This is a genomic window from Arthrobacter glycogeni (assembly GCF_054511155.1).
The window spans coordinates 64,644-82,536 of record NZ_JBTNDE010000004.1 but is presented as its reverse complement, the minus strand read 5'-3'; the positions used below and the strand labels follow the sequence as shown (position 1 = coordinate 82,536).

The following is a 17,893-nucleotide window of genomic DNA, read 5'->3' as shown; positions in this document are numbered from 1 at the left end:
AATGGCTGAAGCTACCCAATTGGACGCGCCAGCGTCCGAAGAGAAGATTGCCATCGACGGTTTCACCGAGGAGGGGGAGAACCTTTCCCCGTTCAACGAGGGCACCAGCCAGCACGGCGCGAAGAAGCACAGCCACGGCGACGCCCCGGTCATCCCCGAAGCGTCCCGCGGTGAGCGGCTCAAGTCCTACAGGCTGGCCGACTTCGCGCCGCTGAACGGCCGCGAAGAGGACTGGCGGTTCACGCCGCTCAAGCGCCTCCGCGGGCTGCATGATCAGCCGCTGACCGGGCAGGGCCCCGCAGTCGAGGTCACCGGCGCCAGTAATGTCACTGTCGAGACGGTAGGCCGAGACGATGCGCGCATCGGGTCCGCCTCGATTCCCGATGACCGGGTGTCGGCAGCCGCCTGGGAAGCGTTCACCGAGGCGACAGTGGTGACCATCCCGGCGGAGATCGTTGCCGACGGCGACATCCAGATCACCGTCACCGGTGTTGACGAGGCCCCCGCCGCGCAGCACCTGATCATCACCGCCGAACGGTTCTCGAAGGCTGTTGTGGTGCTCGATCACCGCGGGAAGACCACCCTTGCGCAGAATGTCGAGATCGTCGTCGGCGACGGTGCTGAATTGACCGTCGTCAGTGTTCAGGAATGGGACGACGACGCCGTCCACACCTCAACGCAGCAGGCGAAGATTGGCCGGAACGCGAGATTCAAGCACGTTGTGGTGAGCCTTGGTGGCGACCTGGTGCGGATGACGCCGTCGTCGCTGTTCACCGGACCCGGGTCCGAGGTGGAGATGTACGGACTGTACTTCGCTGACGCCGGCCAGCACCTTGAGCAGCGGCTCCTGGTGGATCACGCGGTCCCCAACTGCAAGTCCCGCGTCACGTACAAGGGCGCGCTGCAGGGCCAGGACGCGCACACCGTGTGGGTGGGTGACGTGCTGATCCGCAAGGAAGCCGAGGGGACCGACACGTACGAGACCAACCGGAACCTGCTCCTCACCGACGGCACCCGCTCCGATTCGGTGCCGAATCTCGAAATCGAGACCGGTCTGATCGAAGGCGCCGGCCACGCCAGTGCGACCGGCCGGTTCGACGACGAGCACCTGTTCTACCTGATGGCCCGCGGCATCGACGAAAAGACTGCCCGCCGGTTGGTGGTCCGCGGTTTCCTCAACGAGGTCATCCAGCAAATCAAGGTGCCGGCGCTCGAGGAGCGGCTGACCGCCGCCGTCGAGCGCGAACTCGCGGCAGGAAACATCTGATGACCGACGCACCGAAGGGCGAGTTGGTCTGCAATGTCAACGACATCGAGGTCCGGCAGGCCCTGCGCATCCTGATCGACGACTACCCGGTAGCCGTGGTGAAGGACTCCGAAGGTGCCATCCACGCACTGGGGGACACCTGCTCCCACGCTGACATCTCCCTCTCCGAGGGTGACGTCGAGGGCTGCGTCATCGAGTGCTGGGGCCACGGCTCACAATTCGACCTGCGTAGCGGCGCCCCGCTGCAGCTGCCAGCCTACGAACCGGTCCCGGTGTTCGCCCTGGAAATTCACGGCGACGAGGTTTACGTGGACATCTCCACTGTCACCAACGGCGCGGCCGTCCCGGACCTTGGCTAGCCCTACACAACTTTCGACAACCCGGCTCGACCACAGACTGCACACCCTGCCTCGGGCAGGGCGCGAAGGAGAACCACAGATGTCCACCCTCATAATCACTGACCTCCACGTCAGCATTGAAACGGAGCAGGGGGTCAGGAAGCAGATCCTCAAAGGGGTCAGCCTGACCATCAACACCGGCGAGTCACACGCCATCATGGGACCCAACGGTTCCGGCAAGTCGACCCTCGCCTCCACGATCGCCGGTCACCCCCGGTACCTCGTGGACAGCGGAACCATCACCCTCGACGGCGAGAACGTCCTGGACATGAGCGTCGACGAGCGCGCCCGCGCTGGCTTGTTTCTAGCCATGCAGTACCCGGTCGAAATACCCGGTGTCACTATGACGAACTTCCTCCGCACCGCCAAGACAGCTCTCGACGGCAAGGCTCCGAGCCTGCGTCACTGGACCAAGGACGTCAAGGAAGCCATGACGCAGCTGCGTATTGACGCCGACTTCGCCCAGCGTAACGTCAACGAAGGCTTCTCCGGCGGCGAGAAGAAGCGCGTCGAAATTCTCCAGCTCGAGCTCTTCAAGCCCCGCTTCGCCATTCTGGATGAGACCGACTCGGGCCTCGACGTCGATGCGCTGAAGGTGGTGTCGGAGGGCGTCAACCGCGAGCACTCAAAGGGCGGCATGGGCACCCTGTTGATCACCCACTACACCCGGATCCTGCGCTACATCAAGCCGGACTTCGTGCACGTGTTCGTCGACGGCAGGATCGCCGAGCAGGGGGGCCCGGAGTTGGCAGACCGTCTCGAGGCCGAGGGTTACGATCGCTTCGGGGCTTCCGCTCCGGCTCCAGTCGACGCTCCCGCCGGCGCCTAGGAGCGTTGGCATTCGAGCTCGGTACCACTTCGAGAAGGTAGAGAACAATGAGTGAAGTGAACGCGGGACAGACCGCAATCGACGACGTCGAGGAAGCCCTCAAGGACGTAATTGACCCCGAGCTGGGGGTCAATATCGTCGACCTGGGCCTGCTGTACGGCCTGAAGTACGCCGACGACGGCGCTCTGCTGATCGACATGACGCTGACCACTGCGGCGTGCCCGCTGACCGACGTCATTGAGGAGCAGGTCGGTCAGTCGCTGGACGGCGTCGTCGACGACTGGCGCCTGAACTGGGTGTGGATGCCACCATGGGGTCCCGAGAAGATCACCGAAGATGGTCGCGACCAGATGCGGGCCCTCGGGTTCAACATCTAGGCCGGTGCACTAGCCAGGACGCCGCACTAGAGAGCGGCATCCGCAGCAGAAAACAGCAGCCGCCCCAGATATATCTGGGGCGGCTGCCGGTTTCTGCAGCGCTAGCCGATTCGCGGTGCGCCGGGTGCTTCTCCGGAGCCGGACTAATCACCCAGACCGCGGGCCGCCAAGGCTTCGCCGGTCTGGTGGGCGTAGGCGACGGCCCCTATCACCACGGGAATGACGAGAGCACGCGGGTTGCGTTCGAGCCCCCGCGCCTTCGCTGCGTCCCGCACGTCGGCCACCGAACCGACCAGGTAGGGCAGGCTCCTGACCATCAGGGCCAGTGTCAGGCCGAACCGTTCGGGGTCGGCCCCCAATCGCCGAAACGGAACAGCCAGGGCGACCAGGCCGTCCAGCAGTCGCTGGCCCTCAGTGGTCAGGGTGAGCAGGCGTGCCGCCAGTAGACAGGTGGTGATGTTCCCGATCAGTTGCAGTGCTGGCTGCGGCCCGTTCACGATCACCTGGTAGCCGCCGAGGATGACCAGCATGGGCCAGACCGGGGCCAGCGGCCGCCACAGGTGGATCGGCGGCAGCCGGGCGCCGAGGAGATAGCCGGCCACCACCACGAGCAGCGCTGCACCGGTGAGCGCTGGGGTGTTCACGAGCAGCACGCTGGTCGACAGGAGCAGGACGGCGAGGCCCTTCGTCCATAGGGGGAGCCGGTGGAGCACGGAGTCGCCGTCAACATAGGTGCCCAACAGGCTGGCATGCCCCCTCATGGACTGGTGTTCGGCAGTGGTGCGTCACGGTGGAGGCTACGGTACCTGTCGATGGCGTCCCGGGGGTCGCCGTCGAACACCAGCCGCCCGGCGTCGATCACCAGCACCCTGTCGCTGTCGCCGGCGAAGTCGAGGTCGTGGGTGGTGAAGACGACCTGCTGGTCCAGCGAGCGGAACAGGCTGCGGACCCGCCGCTCGTTCCGCAGGTCGAGGAGGGTGGTCGGCTCATCGGCCACGAGGATGTCAGGGTCGACGGCGAGCACGGTGGCCAGCGCCATCAGCTGACGTTCCCCGCCCGAGAGGTCATAGATGCTTTGATCGGCCAGCGGGACAAGCCCGAAGCGATCGAGCACCGCCAGGGCAGCCGTCCGCCGTTCGGCCGGGTGGCGGATTTTCGCGCGGAGGGACAGCTCAACATCTTCGCGACCCGTGGGCATCACCAGTTGCGACAGGGGATCGGTGAAGACAAACCCGACGCGCTGCCTGACCGCCCGGCCGGCCTTCACCGTGTCGAGCCCTCCGACAAGGACCCGTCCGGCGGACGGCGTGATCAGCCCGTTGAGGAGCTTGAGTAGCGTCGACTTCCCTGACCCGTTGGCACCGATCACCGCAATCCTGCGCTCGGAAAGGGTGAGGGTGAGCGGCTCAAGGATCTGGCGGGGGTCTACCGGGCCCTCGACGCTGACGGCTGCACCCTCGAAAGCGATCATGGTTGGGGCCCCGTTCCCGGGCTCAGCGAGTGGATTCGGGTGCCGGTGTGGCTGGCCGCCAGCGGCCGCCGAGCAGCCGCGGGAACGCACGATGCACGCTGAGCCCGATCGCTGCCGCCGCAAGATTCTTCAGGGCGTCGCCCGGCAGGTAGATCGCGTCGGCCAGCACGGCCGTCACGAAATCCAGCTTGCCGTTGATGATCAGGCCGGCGATACCCAGGGGATGGATCACCAGCAGGCTGGTGACCATGCAGGCCGCAAACAGGGCGGCGTACCGGAACCGTCGTACCCGGGTCAGGGCCAGCCGGGCCAGGAACCCGGCGACGACGGCAGCGAGGGGGAAGGCGAGCAGGTACCCGGCGGACGGCCCAGCGAGAACCCCAACCCCGCCGGTGAACCCGCTGAAGATCGGTAGACCGGCCAAACCGACCAGAACATACAGCGCGACGGCGGCACCGCCTCGGGCGGGACCGAGCACAATGCCGGTCACCATCACGGCAAGGGTCTGGAGGGTGATGGGTACGCCGAGCGGCCCGGCGGGGATAGCAGGTAGGATTGCTAGAGCGGCCACCATGGCCGCGAAGACCGCGATCAGCGAAAGATCCGTGGCATTCCAGCGGTGCCTGGCGTGGGTGGCATCATCCCCGGCGGCCGTCGCGGGAACCTGATTCTTCAGACGCATGGTGACTCTTCCTGTTGGTTATCGACAATAGTGTGCCGTCACTTACTGAGATTAGTGCCCCCGGTATCTATTTCTCTTGTAGGTTTCCTACAAATTTAGGTACCCAGCGACCACCCGATGATGCGGATCCGTTCCATTGAAAGGCCACGTAATTGATTACCGTTTCGAACTTAGAGCTGCGCGCGGGAGCGCGCCTGCTTATGGATGCGGTGTCATTCCGTGTTGACCGCGGGGACAAGATTGGGCTGGTGGGACGCAACGGCGCCGGTAAGACCACGCTGACCCGTGTCCTGGCTGGCGAGGGGCTCCCCGCCGGCGGCTCCGTCACCCGGAAGGGCGAGATCGGGTACCTTCCGCAGGACCCGCGGACGCCGAACATGGAGCAGCTTGCCCGGGACCGGATCCTGTCCGCCCGGAACCTCGACGTCGTCGTCACCAAGCTCCGCGCCGCCCAGGAGGACATGGCGAGCGAGAACAACTCGGTGCGGGATAAGGCCATGGCGCGCTACGACCGGATCGAGGCCGAGTTCCTCGCCCACGGCGGGTATGCTGCGGAAGCCGAGGCAGCCGCCATTTCCTCGAACCTGGCCCTGCCAGACCGCATCCTCAACCAGCCGCTGTCCACCCTCTCCGGTGGCCAGCGGCGACGCGTCGAGCTCGCACGCATCCTGTACTCCGGCGCTGAGACGATGCTCCTCGACGAGCCGACCAACCACCTCGACGCCGACTCCATCACCTGGTTGCGCGAATTCCTGAAGAATCACCAGGGCGGTCTGATCGTGATCAGTCACGATGTGGACCTGCTCGAGGCTACGGTGAACAAGGTGTTCCACCTGGACGCCAACCGCGCCACCATCGACATTTACAACATCGGCTGGAAACGGTACCTGCAGCAGCGGGAAACCGATGAGCGTGCGCGGAAGCGGGAGCGCGCGAACACCGAGAAGAAGGCCCAGGTCCTGATGGACCAGGCCAACAAGATGCGCGCCAAGGCCACCAAGGCAGTGGCCGCGCAGAACATGGCGAAGCGCGCTGAGCGGCTGCTCGGTGGTCTCGAGGCGGTCCGTGCGCAGGACCGCGTCGCCGCCCTGCGGTTCCCCGAGCCCTCACCGTGCGGCAAGACTCCGATGACCGCCGAGGGGCTCAGCAAGTCCTACGGGTCACTGGAAATCTTCACCGACGTTGACCTTGCCATCGACCGTGGATCGAAGGTAGTGATCCTTGGACTGAACGGTGCGGGGAAGACCACCCTGCTGCGGATGCTCGCCGGCGTCGACAAGCCTGACACGGGCGAAGTCATCCCCGGGCATGGCCTGAAGGTGGGCTACTACGCCCAGGAGCACGAAACCCTCGACACCGAGCGGACCGTCCTTGAGAACATGCGCTCCTCCGCGCCGGACATGAAGGACGCCGAAGTGCGCGGCGTCCTCGGGTCCTTCCTGTTCACCGGCGACGACGTCGACAAGCCCGCCGGGGTGCTCTCCGGTGGCGAGAAGACCCGTCTGGCCCTAGCAACGATCGTCGCGTCCTCAGCCAATGTGCTGCTGCTCGACGAACCAACCAACAACCTCGACCCTGCCAGCCGGGCCGAGATCCTCGGGGCGCTGCGCAACTACAGTGGCGCCGTCGTCCTCGTGAGCCACGATGAGGGGGCCGTCGAGGCGCTTAACCCTGAACGGGTGGTGCTCCTGCCGGACGGCGTCGAGGACCTGTGGAGCGACGACTACCTCGACCTAGTCACGATGGCCTAGAAGCCCCGCGCGTCGAGGTAGGCGTCTTCCTCTTCCTCGGCGGTGGGCCGCCGCCGCCTGCGGGCGGGCGCCGTCGGGACGATTCCATTGGCTTCTGCGGCTTCTTCCTCGTCGGCGCGCTGCTGCTGCCGGGCGGCGTAGCCGAAGCCGACGAACAGCAAACCGCCGAAAGCGAACCATTGCATCGAGTAGGACAGGTGCGGTCCGGCGTCCAGCGACGGCCGGGGGAAGATCCGCGGCGAGGTGGCGGGTGCTGGGCTTTCGGCTGACATCAGGCCGTAGGCGCCGGTCTGCACCTCATAGTCGACAACTTCCGCGTACCGGTCGAGATTGATGGATGCGATCTGCCCCTCCGGTGCGCCGCGGTCCAGTTGCGGCTCGCCGGGCTTGATCCGGGCGGTCACCGTAACTTCGCCGGTCGGCGGCTGGGGGAACGCGTCAGGGCGCCCCGCCTCGTTGTTGCCGATGGGAAGCCACCCGCGGTTGATGATCACCGCGGACCCGTCCGCCAGCTGGAGCGGCACCAGCACCTCATAGCCGGGCCGTCCGCTGAAGGGGCGGTTGCGGACCACCAGTTGATTGGCCGTGTCATACGTGCCGGTCAGCTCGACGGGCTGCCATTCCTTGGCGGGGTCAAACGATCTGAAGTCTGCTGAGCCGGGGTCGTACGGTGGTGCTGGCTGGTCGTAGTTGGCTTCGATCCGTTCGATCGTTTCGGCGAGCTGGTCGCGGCGGTCCAGCTGCCACAGGCCCAAGGCGCTGCACGCCGCTGCCAGAAGGACGACCAGCGCCAGCCAACCCAACCAGCGGGGCGAGAAGAGAAAGCGGTACATCTAGACGGTATTCCCTGCTGCCTCAGCCGGGAGGGGAAGGGTTTCCTTCCACAGGCCTCGGGTCTGGAGATAGTCTTCCAGCCAGTCGCGGTGCTCCCCGCAGGCGACCCACACCTTCCGGCGGTCGGGGGTGTGGATTTTGGGGTTGTTCCAGAGCAGCTGCCAGCTGGCGGGCACCCTGCAGGCCTTGCGGGAGCAGACGGCGTCGGCCGGTCGGCCGGTCGGCTCAGGAGAGGCAGGGTTGAGCTGCTGCAACTGGTCGAGGAGGTTCATGCGGTGGGTAGCCCTCTGTCTTGGTTGACGCTGTCGTGATTGACGCTGTCGTGGTTGACGCTCAGATGAATGTCGTGATCTATGTCGCTACCGTGGACGACGACGTCGTCGTCGTCGTTAATAATTTCGCCCTGCAGCACATCGTCGACGGGCTCCGGTGATTCCGCCGGTTTCGGCGACTCCAGCGCGGGGACCGGCACGTTATCGATCAGGGATTGGCTGTGCGGCAGATCGCTGGTGTCGGACCCGCCATTGGCGAAGATGACCGCGAAATAGGGGAGCACCACGGCGCCGGCAATCATGACCCACTGCAGCCAGCCCTCGACGAAAAACACCAGGATGATGCACACCAGCCTGATGCCCATCGAAATCGAATACTTGATCATCCGCCCGCGGATTTCATCGCTGTGCGGATTTCGTGCATCGGTAATGCTGTGTACGTCTGCGTTGTGCCGGATCTGCTTGCTCATCACACTCCAAGGGACCTCTCCATTGTGTCACTCAGTGACCTAGTTGTTAAAAGCCTGGGAGACCCCGAAGGTTCCCTGCGGCATTGGTGCAGTTCAGCGGGTGCCAGCTAGGATCGGCAGGGATAGTTGAAGCAATGATTCTGGAGGAATCCGTGGCAGAGGCCCAGCAGGGACGCAGTGTTTTGGTAACCGGAGGCAACCGCGGCATCGGCCTTGCCATTGCGCGTGCGTTTGTGGACAACGGTGATCGGGTGGCCATCACCTACCGCGGCGGAGAGGTCCCCGAGGGCCTCCTTGGGGTGAAAGCCGACGTGACGAGCGAAGAGCAGGTCGACGCCGCGTTCACTGCCGTGGAGGAAGCCCACGGTCCGGTCGAGGTACTGGTCGCCAATGCCGGCATGACCCGCGACACCCTTCTGCTCAGGATGAGCGAATCCGACTTCACCGACGTCATCGACACGAACCTTACCGGCGCGTTCCGCGTGATCAAGCGGGCATCGAAGGGAATGATCCGGCTCCGCAAGGGCCGCGTCGTGCTGATTTCATCGGTCACCGGGCTGTACGGGGCGCCAGGCCAGATCAACTACTCGGCGTCCAAGGCGGGCCTGATCGGCATCGCCAGGTCGCTCACCCGCGAGCTCGGCTCCCGGGGAATCACCGCCAACGTGGTGGCGCCGGGCTTCATCAACACGGACATGACTGCCGAACTGCCCGAGGACACCCGCAAAAACTACCTTGCCACCATCCCCGCCCGCCGGTTCGCCGAACCCACCGAGGTGGCCAACGTGGTGCGGTGGATTGCGAGCGACGACGCCGCCTACATCTCCGGGGCGATCATCCCCATCGATGGCGGCCTCGGAATGGGCCACTAAGCGCACACCGACCGGTATCACTAGCTTTCACCACCAAGAGTTCACCGACTTAGAGGAGTACCCCCATGGCTGCGCTGGATGGCACAACCGCAATCGTCACCGGATCATCACGCGGAATCGGGGCCGACGTCGCGAAACTGCTCGCCGACCAGGGTGCCGCCGTCGTGGTCAACTACCGTCAGAAGGCTCCCCGCGCCGCGAAGGTGGTGGCGGGGATTGAGGCTGCAGGAGGGAAGGCCGTCGCCGTCGGCGCCGACCTGACCACCGCGGAAGGGGCAGCCGCACTGATCCAGGCCGCGGTGGATACGTTCGGTGGTCTGGGCCTGTTGGTCCTGAACGCGTCGGGAGGCATGGAGTCGGGCGTCGAGGAGGATTACGCGCTGAAGCTGAACCGCGATGCGCAGGTCACCATGCTGAATGCGGCGGTGGAGGTGATGCCTGCGGGGTCCCGCGTGGTCTTCATCACCAGCCACCAGGCACACTTCATCAACACCGTTCCCACCATGGAAGCCTACGAGGCGGTGGCCCGCAGCAAGCGGGCCGGCGAGGACGCCCTCCGCGAGCTCCTCCCGGAACTGGAGGCCAAGGGCATCACGCTCGTCGTGGTGTCGGGTGACATGATCGAGGGAACCGTGACCGCGACGCTGCTGGACCGGGCTACCCCCGGCGCCATCGAAGCGCGTCGCGAGCAGGCGGGGCGCCTGTACTCGGTCGCCGAGTTCGCCGCCGAGATCGCGAAGATGGCCACTGCGGACGTTCCGAGCGGGCACACCGAGTATGTCGGCGGTTACGAGTACTTCACGAAGTAGCCTGCCCGGGCACCCCCGGATCTCATGATCGGTTTTGGGGCTAGTGGCGGATGAAGTGCTTCACGACGTCCAGGAAGGGTAGGTCGACGGCGACGTCGGCTGCCTCACGCACCGCCGGCTTCGCGTTGAACGCCACCCCGAGCCCAGCTGCCCCGAGCATGTCGAGGTCATTGGCGCCGTCGCCGACGGCGATCGTCCGCTCCATCGGGACTCCCGCCGCCGCGGCCCAGCGGCGGAGCGAGCGTTCCTTCGCCGCGCGGTCCACGACCGGACCGACCACCTCCCCGGTAAGGTGCCCGCTGCTGACTCCCAGCAGGTTCGCCTCGGCATAGGTTAGGCCGAGTTGTGCGGCGAGCGGATCCAGCAGTTGGGCGAAGCCGCCCGAAACCGCTGCGACCGCGTGACCGGCAGCCAGGTAGGCACTCACCAGGTCCTCGGCGCCGTCGCTGAGCTCAATCGTTGCCCCCACCTCGGCCAGGACGCCAACAGGCAGCCCTTTGAGTACTGCCACCCGGGACCTGAGGCTCTGCGCGAAGTCAATTTCACCCCGCATCGCCGCGCCGGTGACCGCCGCCACCTCAGCCTCCTTGCCGGCGTGGGCGGCCAGCAACTCGATGACTTCCTGGCGGATCAGCGTGGAATCCACGTCCATGATCAGCAACTTCCGTCCCCTGCCCACCAGCGGGGGAGGGACGACGGCGCAGCTCAGGTCCCGCGTCAGGTGGGGCTGCACCGCGTTCCGCAGGTCGTCGGCACTGCCGTCGAAGGAGACGAACACTGTGGACGCCTGAAACCGCGGGGCGCCAGAGTTTTCCAGTTCGATGATCTCGGCACCGGTGTTCTGGACGGCGCCCTGGACAGCGATCAGGAAATCATCGGGGAGCTGCACACCGTAACTGACGACACCGAATTCCCTGGGCATATTCCTCCACTTTCACCATTCGTCGCAGACCGCAGCGGTCAGCGCCTCTCAGCCATTATTGCCGGGCAACGGCCGGGCCCCGAAATTGTTCCCCGGGTAGCGCAGGACGCCGGCCCGCCTGCTGTCCCGGCCCGCCGCCGCCCGCCCGCGCGCCGGACCACCACCGTTTCGCGTTTGCCACCGCAATTGGCCTAATGTCTAGTGCTATGAGTGATGTTCTTGAGTTAGCTGGGGTAAGCCTCGTCCGGGGCGGCAAGACGCTGCTGGACAGTGTGGACTGGCAGGTCAAGGACGGCGAACGCTGGGTGATCATGGGCCCCAACGGTGCAGGAAAAACCACTCTGCTGCAGGTCGCCGGAGCCCGCATTCACCCCACCCAAGGTGTCGCCGGGATCCTTGACGAAGTGCTCGGCGCTGTTGACGTCTTCGAGCTGCGGCCCCGCATCGGGCTCGCCTCAGCCGCCCTCGCCGCCCAGATCCCCGAGCAGGAAACTGTGCTGAACGTGGTCATTACCGCTTCCTATGGTGTGACCGGCCGGTGGCGTGAACAGTATGAGAAGCAGGACGCCCGGCGGGCGCTGGCTTTGCTTGACGCCTGGGGCATGTCGACTTTCATGAACCGTCCGTTCTCCTCTCTGAGTGAGGGCGAACGCAAGCGGGTCCAGATCGCCCGCGCCCTGATGACCGATCCCGAGCTGCTGCTTCTCGACGAGCCCGGCGCCGGGCTCGACCTGGCCGGCCGGGAAGACCTGATTACCCGGCTCGCTGCCCTGGCCCAGGACGAGGAATCACCGGTCATGATTCTGGTGACCCACCACCTCGAAGAAGTGCCGCCGGGATTCACCCACGCCATGCTGCTGCGCGACGGCGGGGTGGTAGCGTCCGGCCCGATCGAGACGGTCTTCACGGAGGAACACCTCAGCGCAGCCTTTGACGTCCCCCTCGACGTTCGCCAGCAGGGCGGCCGCTACACCGCGGTCGCCCGCTCCCGCGCGTAACGGCCGGGGAACCTGCCCGTGGATCTGCTCCAGGGCGCCCTGATTTTCGTGGCCGGCCTGTGGGCCGGTGCCATCAACACGATTGTCGGCTCGGGGACCCTCGTCACCTTTCCGGTCCTCCTGGCGCTGGGGTTCGCCCCGGTCACCGCGACGATCAGCAACGCGATGGGCCTGATCGCTGGCGGCGTCTCGGGAACCTGGGGGTACCGGCGCGAACTCACTGGTCTCCGCTCAACCATCCTCAAGTTGCTGCCCGCATCGGTTCTGGGCGGCATCACTGGAGCCGCCCTGCTGCTGAATTTACCCGAGCAGGTCTTCGAACTTGCGGCGCCAATCCTGATCATCATTGCCTTGGGCTTTGTGATCTTCCAGCCGACACTGCAACGCAGGGTCCTCCTGCGCGCGAAGCTGAGAGGATCCAGCGGATCCCACCCGGTGGGGCTCACCATCCTGGTGTATCTGGCAGGCGTGTACGGCGGCTACTTCGTGGCGGCGCAGGGCATCCTGCTGGTAGGTATCCTCGGCATCTTCCTGCACGGCACCATCCAGAACGCCACCGCCGTCAAGAATCTGTTGGTACTCGCGGTGAACGTGGTGGCCGGCATCTCCTACATGCTTTTCGCCTTTGACCGGATCAACTGGTGGGTGGTCTTGCTCATCGCCGTCAGCTCGCTCATCGGAGGCTTCCTGGGCGCCCTGATCGGGCGCCGGCTACGACCAGTGATTCTGCGCTCCATCATCGTTGCGCTGGGCCTGGTGGCCCTCTACATTATGGTTGCACGGCTGGTCACCGGATGAGCATCAACCGCCTGACCGACCCGGCCGATCCACGGGTGTCGGATTACACGTCCCTCACCGACACTCAGTTGCGACGGCGGAAAGAGCCCGCGGAGGGGCTCTACATCGCCGAAAGCACCAAAGTGCTCCGCCGGGCGATCGACGCCGGTCACACACCTCGGTCCTTCTTCCTGACCGACAAGTGGCTACCGGACCTGCAGGACCTCGTGGACCGGTTCCCCGACGTTCCGGCGTTCATCGGAACGGAGCAGATCCTCGAGCACATCACCGGTTTCCATCTGCACCGCGGAGCATTGGCCGCGATGGACCGTCCACAGCCCCTGGCCCTCGACGACGTACTGTCCGGCGCCCACCGTATCGCCGTCCTCGAGGACATCGTCGACCACACCAACCTGGGCGCCATCTTCCGGTCCGCCGCGGCACTGGGAGTCGACGCCGTAGTGATCAGCCCCCGCTGCGCCGACCCGCTCTATCGCCGGGCCATCCGCGTGAGCATGGGAGCCGTCTTTCAGGTGCCCTGGGTCAGGTTGACCGAATGGCCTGCCCCGTTGGGCGACCTGCAGCGGGCCGGGTTTGTGGTGGCGGGCCTGGCACTCGGGGAGCAGACCATCAACCTTGACAAGCTCAGCGCGGCACGCCACGACCGGCTCGCGCTGGTCCTCGGGACCGAGGGGGACGGCCTCTCCCAGGCGAGCCTCGACGTCGCCGACCACAGCGTGCAGATCCCCATGCGGGCGGGCGTCGACTCGCTCAATGTGGCGGCCGCCAGCGCCGTCGCGTTCTGGGAATGCCGCCCGCGCTAGGCGAGCCACGCACGCCTGTAGTGCTTTGGCCCCGGCGGCCTCACGTGCGGTAGAGTAGGTAGCTGGTCCCAGGGCCAGCCAACGTATTCAACCCCCTTGTGCCTGGCCAAATCCAGGCAACTAACGAAGGTAACACTGTGAAGTCTGATACCCACCCCAAGTACTCAGCGGTCGTTTTCCGTGACCTCGCGTCCGAGAAGTCATTCCTGACCAGGTCCACCGTGACCTCCAAGAAGACCATTGAATGGGAAGACGGCAACACCTACCCACTGGTCGAGGTCGAAATCTCCTCCGAGTCGCACCCTTTCTACACCGGCAAGCAGCGGATCATGGACTCCGCTGGCCGCGTGGAGCGCTTCAACGCCCGCTTCAAGGGCTTCGGCAAGAAGTAACTGCCGACAGCAGACTGGTCTGCCGGATGGGTCCGGACCGCTTCGGTGGTCCGGGCCATTTTTCGTTCACCCCACTTTCCAGCCGTTCAAGGAGTGCTCCCCATGACCAGCCAGCCACCTGTCGGACCCCTACACGGTGAGTACAAGGTGCCCGGCGGCAAGCTGGTCGCGGCGGACTTCGAGGTCATTGACGGCGCACTGACCGGCGTGTCCATCAACGGCGATTTTTTCCTTGAACCCGACGAGGCGCTCGATGACATTGACGCGGCTTTGGAGGGGCTCCCCGCTGGTGCCTCGCACGGCGAGCTGACTGCCGCCGTCGCGCAGGGCCTGGATCCGGCAGCACAGCTGTTTGGTTTCTCGCCGGAGGCGGTGGCTACGGCCCTCCGCCGGGCCCTCGGGCTGGCCACCGGGTGGGCCGACCACGAATGGGACATCATTGGGCCTACCCCGCTGTCCACCGAGATGCATGTGGCGATGGATGAGGTGCTGACCCGGGATGTGGGTGATGGGCGCCGCAATCCCACGCTGCGGTTCTGGGAGTGGGAATCGCCGTCGGTGGTGATTGGGAGTTTCCAGTCGATGCGTAACGAGGTCGACCCCGGCGGCGTGGCACGGCATGGGGTGACAGTGGTCCGGCGGATCAGCGGCGGCGGAGCCATGTTCATGGAGCACGGCAACGCCATCACCTACTCCCTATACCTGCCGCAGACGCTGGTGGACTCCTTGAGCTTCGCCGAGTCATATCCATTCCTTGACGCCTGGGTGATGGACGCGTTGCGAACCCTTGGGATCGAGGCCTGGTATCAGCCGCTCAACGACATCGCGACCGACGTCGGCAAGATTGGCGGTGCCGCCCAGAAGCGGCTGAGCAACGGCGGCATGTTGCACCACGTCACCATGTCCTACGACATCGACGCCGACAAGATGCTCCAGGTGCTGCGCATCGGCAAGGAAAAACTATCCGACAAGGGCACCCGGAGCGCGAAAAAACGGGTTGACCCGCTCCGCCGCCAGACCGGCCGGTCCCGGGAGGACATCATCAAGGTCATGATTGACACCTTCCGGGCGAAGTACGGAGCACGCGATTCGACGTTCACCGACGACGAGCTGGCACGTGCCGAGCGGCTGGTCGAGGAGAAGTTCGGCACCTCTGAGTGGCTGTACCGGGTGACCTAGAAACCGTCTGCCGGGTTTTCAGGAGTGCTTTTCCTGGGCATTCAAGGACCGCAGCAGGTGGTCGCGTTCCTCGACGACAATCCGGCGCAGGGCCGACGGAGAAGAACTGTGGGTTGCGAGCCAGGCGTCGGCGGCCAACACCACCCGGTGCTTACGGGCCGGTAGGCCGGGCGTCAGATCCTGCGAGCCGGGAAACAGGCCACGCACAATCCGGCTGGCCATTTCGATGCCCAGCGTGTCCCAGACCCGTCCGATTTCAGCGAAGTAGGGGTCCACATAGGGGTCCCGCAGGTCGCTGGGGCCCTCCACGAAACCGGCGATCGTCGCTGAGAGCAGCTCGTTGGACAACCGGGTGTCGAACACTGCCTCCCGCCACGCTTTCTCCTTGATGGCCGGGTCCGGCACCGAGGTGGACGCCCTGGTGAAACCCGTTTTGCCTGCGGCGGTGCGGTCGCGGCCCAGTTCCGCTTCAAGTTCGGGCCCCGCCGCCTTGCCCTGCGCGGCCAGGGCCTGCCACAGGAGCCAGCGCAGCTCGGCATCCACGGCAAGCCCGGGGACCGTCGCCTCCTGACCGTCGAGCAGGTCTCGGAACAGCCCGACATAGGTGTCGCTGTGCAGGCCCAGGGCCGCTGCCGCCCGAGCCCAGACCAGCTGCAGGTCGGAGGCGGGTTCGGCGGCGTGCAGTCCGTCCACCACGAAACCGAACAGGTGCTCCCGCAGCCCGGCACGCGCTCCCGCAGCCGCGTAGTGTTCGACCGCATAGTGGGCGTTCCGGAGCATCACCTGCAGGGCTCCGACACCGGCTTCCAGTGGCGCTGCGAGTTGCACCGCACCCATATAGTCCACAGCGGATAAGGCCGCGTCGCGGGTATTCGACCACAGTGCGGCCTGGCAGACAGCGCGCGCCAGCGGCTCGTCGAGGCGGCCCACGCTGGCCAGCAGGGTGGTCAGGGACCGGTCGTCGAAGCTGATCTTCGCGTAGGTCAGGTCGTCGTCGTTGATGAGGAGCAGATCGGGCTGGGCGGTGCCGACCAGCTCCGGGACGGCCGTCAGGTCTCCGTCCACCCGGACCTCGACCATCCCGGTGCGCACCAGTGCGCCGTCGCTGAGGCTAAATAGTCCCAGCCGCAGCTGGTGTGGGCGGAGTGCCGACTCGCCGGTGACTGGGTCGATGGCGTTCTGGCGGATGAGCACCGAGCGGTAGGCGCCGTCGCCGTCGACCTCCACCTCGGCGCCCAACAAGGGCACGCCCGAGGTCTGTAGCCATTGCCGGGCCCAGCCGGCCATGTCCTGGCCGGTCGCAGCGGTGAGCGCCGAGAGGAGGTCGGACAGCCGGGTATTGCCGAAGGCATGGGTGGCGAAGTAGGCCCGGGCCGCGGCGAAGAACGCCTCGCTGCCGGCGTAAGCCACCAGCTGCTTCAGGACCGAGGCACCCTTGGCGTAGGTGATGCCGTCGAAGTTCTGTTTGGCGGCCTCAAGGTCGACGATGTCAGCGGTGATTGGGTGGGTGGACGGCAGTTGGTCCTGCAGATAAGCCCAGGCCTTCCGCCGGTTGGCGAAGCTCACCCAGGAGATGGCCGAACCGGTGGCCTCGGCGACGGCCAGCGCGCCCATGTAGTCGGCGAAGGATTCCTTGAGCCACAGGTCGTCCCACCAGAACATCGTGACCAGATCGCCGAACCACATGTGGGCCATCTCGTGGAGGATGGTGTTGGCGCGGGCCTCGTACTGGTCGTGGGTGGCCTTGGACCGGAAAATGTAGGCTTCGGTGAAGGTCACCAGGCCCGGGTTTTCCATCGCGCCGAGGTTGTATTCGGGGACGAACGCCTGCTCATATTTGCCGAACGGGTACGGGTAGTCGAACCGAGAGTGAAAGTAGTCGAGGCCTTGTTTCGTGACGTCGAAGATGGTGTCCGTGTCGAACGAGCCGGCCAGGGACGCCCTGCAATACAGTCCGAGTGGCACCTCAAGGGTTGAGCCGTCCGACATGGTCCCAGTCCAGTGGTCGGCTGCAGTGAAGTACGGGCCGGCGAGGATCGTGGTGATGTAGGTGGAGATCCGCTCGGTCGGGGCGAAGTGCCACACCGCGATGCCGTCCCCGGCGGTGTCCCGTGCGGTTTCGGCGCCGTTAGAGGCGACTGTCCATTCGCCGGGCGCGCTGACGGAGAAGGTGAAGGCCGCCTTGAGATCGGGCTGCTCAAAGTTGGCGAATACCCGGCGGGCGTCGGCCGGTTCGTACTGCGTGTAGAGATAGGTCTCGCCGTCGGCGGGATCTGTGAAGCGGTGCATGCCCTCGCCGCTCCGGCTATAAAGTGCCGTACCCGTGACGGTGACGGTGTTGTCCGCGGCCAGCCCCGGGAGGGTGATCCGTGCGCCGTCGACGACGACGGCCGGGTCCAGGTCGCTGCCGTTGAGGTTAACCGCGTGGACTGTCCCGGCGATGAAGTCCATGAAGGTTTCGCTACCCGGCTCGGCGCAGGCGAACCTGACCGTCGATCGGGACCGGAACCCGGCGGTGTCGGGGTCAGCGGCGGTGCTCAGGTCCAGGTGGACCTCGTAGCTGTCGACGCTCAGGAGAGTGGACCGGTGGGCCGCTTCATCGCGGCGGAGATTTTCGTTCATCACCCGGTCATTCAATCACGGCTGACCGACGGTGCCCCTGCTGGGGTCGATCGACTCCTACCCCTGATCGCAAGCGATGGTCCGGGCAGTCCGCCGCGACACAAGCTCGCCCAGCGACTCTCTCCGCGCTGCCGGATCGCAATGCCT

The 17,893-nt window shown here is 65.7% G+C and carries 20 protein-coding genes; 12 read left to right on the top strand and 8 right to left on the bottom strand.

Features of this window, described 5'->3' with window-relative positions; genetic code table 11:
- Window position 1: 1 nt before the first annotated feature.
- The 4 genes from sufD to ACX80O_RS04085 all read left to right on the top strand — a co-directional run bounded on the left by sufD (window position 2) and on the right by ACX80O_RS04085 (window position 2,871).
- Entirely contained in the window at window positions 2–1,267 is a 1,266-nt protein-coding gene (gene sufD, locus ACX80O_RS04100; protein ID WP_459307346.1) for a Fe-S cluster assembly protein SufD, read from the top strand.
- The gene (locus ACX80O_RS04095; protein WP_459307345.1) at window positions 1,267–1,626 is read left to right on the top strand and encodes a non-heme iron oxygenase ferredoxin subunit; all 360 of its coding nucleotides are present in this window, start codon (window positions 1,267–1,269) and stop codon (window positions 1,624–1,626) included. Before sufD ends, ACX80O_RS04095 begins: the two co-directional genes overlap by 1 nt.
- A gap of 79 nt (window positions 1,627–1,705) precedes the next feature.
- Window positions 1,706–2,494, top strand: coding sequence for a Fe-S cluster assembly ATPase SufC (gene sufC, locus ACX80O_RS04090; protein ID WP_459307344.1), 789 nt, complete (start codon window positions 1,706–1,708; stop codon window positions 2,492–2,494).
- A 47-nt stretch (window positions 2,495–2,541) separates the two neighbouring features.
- Complete coding sequence (locus tag ACX80O_RS04085) at window positions 2,542–2,871, top strand: metal-sulfur cluster assembly factor (RefSeq protein ID WP_196841456.1); 330 nt, start codon at window positions 2,542–2,544, stop codon at window positions 2,869–2,871.
- Window positions 2,872–3,014: 143 nt separating this feature from the next.
- Here the strand turns inward: ACX80O_RS04085 and ACX80O_RS04080 are convergent, their stop codons facing one another.
- From ACX80O_RS04080 to ACX80O_RS04070, 3 genes are read right to left on the bottom strand one after another with little or no spacing between them, the layout of a single operon-like run.
- A complete protein-coding gene (locus ACX80O_RS04080; protein ID WP_459307343.1) occupies window positions 3,015–3,632 on the bottom strand; it encodes an energy-coupling factor transporter transmembrane component T family protein in 618 nt (205 codons plus the stop codon).
- Window positions 3,629–4,342: an energy-coupling factor ABC transporter ATP-binding protein gene (locus ACX80O_RS04075; RefSeq protein ID WP_459332623.1), complete on the bottom strand. Its 714-nt coding sequence runs from the start codon at window positions 4,340–4,342 to the stop codon at window positions 3,629–3,631. Before ACX80O_RS04075 ends, ACX80O_RS04080 begins: the two co-directional genes overlap by 4 nt.
- Before the next feature lie 22 nt (window positions 4,343–4,364).
- Entirely contained in the window at window positions 4,365–5,024 is a 660-nt protein-coding gene (locus ACX80O_RS04070) for a biotin transporter BioY (RefSeq protein WP_459332622.1), read from the bottom strand.
- Window positions 5,025–5,176: 152 nt separating this feature from the next.
- Here ACX80O_RS04070 and ACX80O_RS04065 point away from each other — a divergent pair, with 152 nt between their 5' ends.
- A complete protein-coding gene (locus ACX80O_RS04065) occupies window positions 5,177–6,775 on the top strand; it encodes an ABC-F family ATP-binding cassette domain-containing protein (RefSeq protein WP_116777768.1) in 1,599 nt (532 codons plus the stop codon).
- On the opposite strand, the gene ACX80O_RS04060 is transcribed toward ACX80O_RS04065, so the two are convergent.
- The 3 genes from ACX80O_RS04060 to ACX80O_RS04050 are packed head-to-tail and all read right to left on the bottom strand — an operon-like array spanning window position 6,772 to window position 8,351.
- Entirely contained in the window at window positions 6,772–7,608 is an 837-nt protein-coding gene (locus tag ACX80O_RS04060; protein ID WP_459332621.1) for an SURF1 family cytochrome oxidase biogenesis protein, read from the bottom strand. The genes ACX80O_RS04065 and ACX80O_RS04060 overlap by 4 nt on opposite strands.
- A complete protein-coding gene (locus ACX80O_RS04055; RefSeq protein WP_459307339.1) occupies window positions 7,609–7,881 on the bottom strand; it encodes a hypothetical protein in 273 nt (90 codons plus the stop codon).
- Window positions 7,878–8,351, bottom strand: a complete 474-nt coding sequence (locus tag ACX80O_RS04050) for a DUF3099 domain-containing protein (RefSeq protein WP_459332620.1) — start codon at window positions 8,349–8,351, stop codon at window positions 7,878–7,880. The genes ACX80O_RS04055 and ACX80O_RS04050 overlap by 4 nt, the downstream gene beginning before the upstream one ends.
- 134 nt (window positions 8,352–8,485) lie before the next feature.
- Here ACX80O_RS04050 and ACX80O_RS04045 point away from each other — a divergent pair, with 134 nt between their 5' ends.
- Window positions 8,486–9,223, top strand: coding sequence for a beta-ketoacyl-ACP reductase (locus tag ACX80O_RS04045; protein ID WP_459307337.1), 738 nt, complete (start codon window positions 8,486–8,488; stop codon window positions 9,221–9,223).
- Window positions 9,224–9,288: 65 nt separating this feature from the next.
- Entirely contained in the window at window positions 9,289–10,032 is a 744-nt protein-coding gene (locus tag ACX80O_RS04040; RefSeq protein ID WP_459332619.1) for an SDR family oxidoreductase, read from the top strand.
- 40 nt (window positions 10,033–10,072) lie between these two features.
- Here the strand turns inward: ACX80O_RS04040 and serB are convergent, their stop codons facing one another.
- Window positions 10,073–10,954 carry a phosphoserine phosphatase SerB gene (serB, locus tag ACX80O_RS04035; RefSeq protein WP_459307335.1) on the bottom strand — a complete coding sequence of 294 codons (882 nt, stop codon included), beginning with the start codon at window positions 10,952–10,954 and terminating at the stop codon, window positions 10,073–10,075.
- Between the two features lie 206 nt (window positions 10,955–11,160).
- Here serB and ACX80O_RS04030 point away from each other — a divergent pair, with 206 nt between their 5' ends.
- The 5 genes from ACX80O_RS04030 to lplAB all read left to right on the top strand — a co-directional run bounded on the left by ACX80O_RS04030 (window position 11,161) and on the right by lplAB (window position 15,124).
- The gene (locus ACX80O_RS04030) at window positions 11,161–11,952 is read left to right on the top strand and encodes an ABC transporter ATP-binding protein (protein ID WP_459332618.1); all 792 of its coding nucleotides are present in this window, start codon (window positions 11,161–11,163) and stop codon (window positions 11,950–11,952) included.
- 18 nt (window positions 11,953–11,970) lie between these two features.
- Complete coding sequence (locus ACX80O_RS04025; RefSeq protein ID WP_459307333.1) at window positions 11,971–12,750, top strand: sulfite exporter TauE/SafE family protein; 780 nt, start codon at window positions 11,971–11,973, stop codon at window positions 12,748–12,750.
- The gene (locus tag ACX80O_RS04020; RefSeq protein WP_459307332.1) at window positions 12,747–13,553 is read left to right on the top strand and encodes a TrmH family RNA methyltransferase; all 807 of its coding nucleotides are present in this window, start codon (window positions 12,747–12,749) and stop codon (window positions 13,551–13,553) included. The genes ACX80O_RS04025 and ACX80O_RS04020 overlap by 4 nt, the downstream gene beginning before the upstream one ends.
- 137 nt (window positions 13,554–13,690) lie before the next feature.
- Entirely contained in the window at window positions 13,691–13,945 is a 255-nt protein-coding gene (locus tag ACX80O_RS04015) for a type B 50S ribosomal protein L31 (protein ID WP_459307331.1), read from the top strand.
- A gap of 102 nt (window positions 13,946–14,047) precedes the next feature.
- Window positions 14,048–15,124, top strand: coding sequence for a lipoate-protein ligase LplAB (gene lplAB, locus ACX80O_RS04010; protein ID WP_459332617.1), 1,077 nt, complete (start codon window positions 14,048–14,050; stop codon window positions 15,122–15,124).
- An 18-nt stretch (window positions 15,125–15,142) separates the two neighbouring features.
- Here lplAB and pepN read toward each other — a convergent pair whose 3' ends face one another.
- The gene (gene pepN / locus ACX80O_RS04005) at window positions 15,143–17,746 is read right to left on the bottom strand and encodes an aminopeptidase N (RefSeq protein WP_459332616.1); all 2,604 of its coding nucleotides are present in this window, start codon (window positions 17,744–17,746) and stop codon (window positions 15,143–15,145) included.
- Window positions 17,747–17,893: the final 147 nt, after the last annotated feature.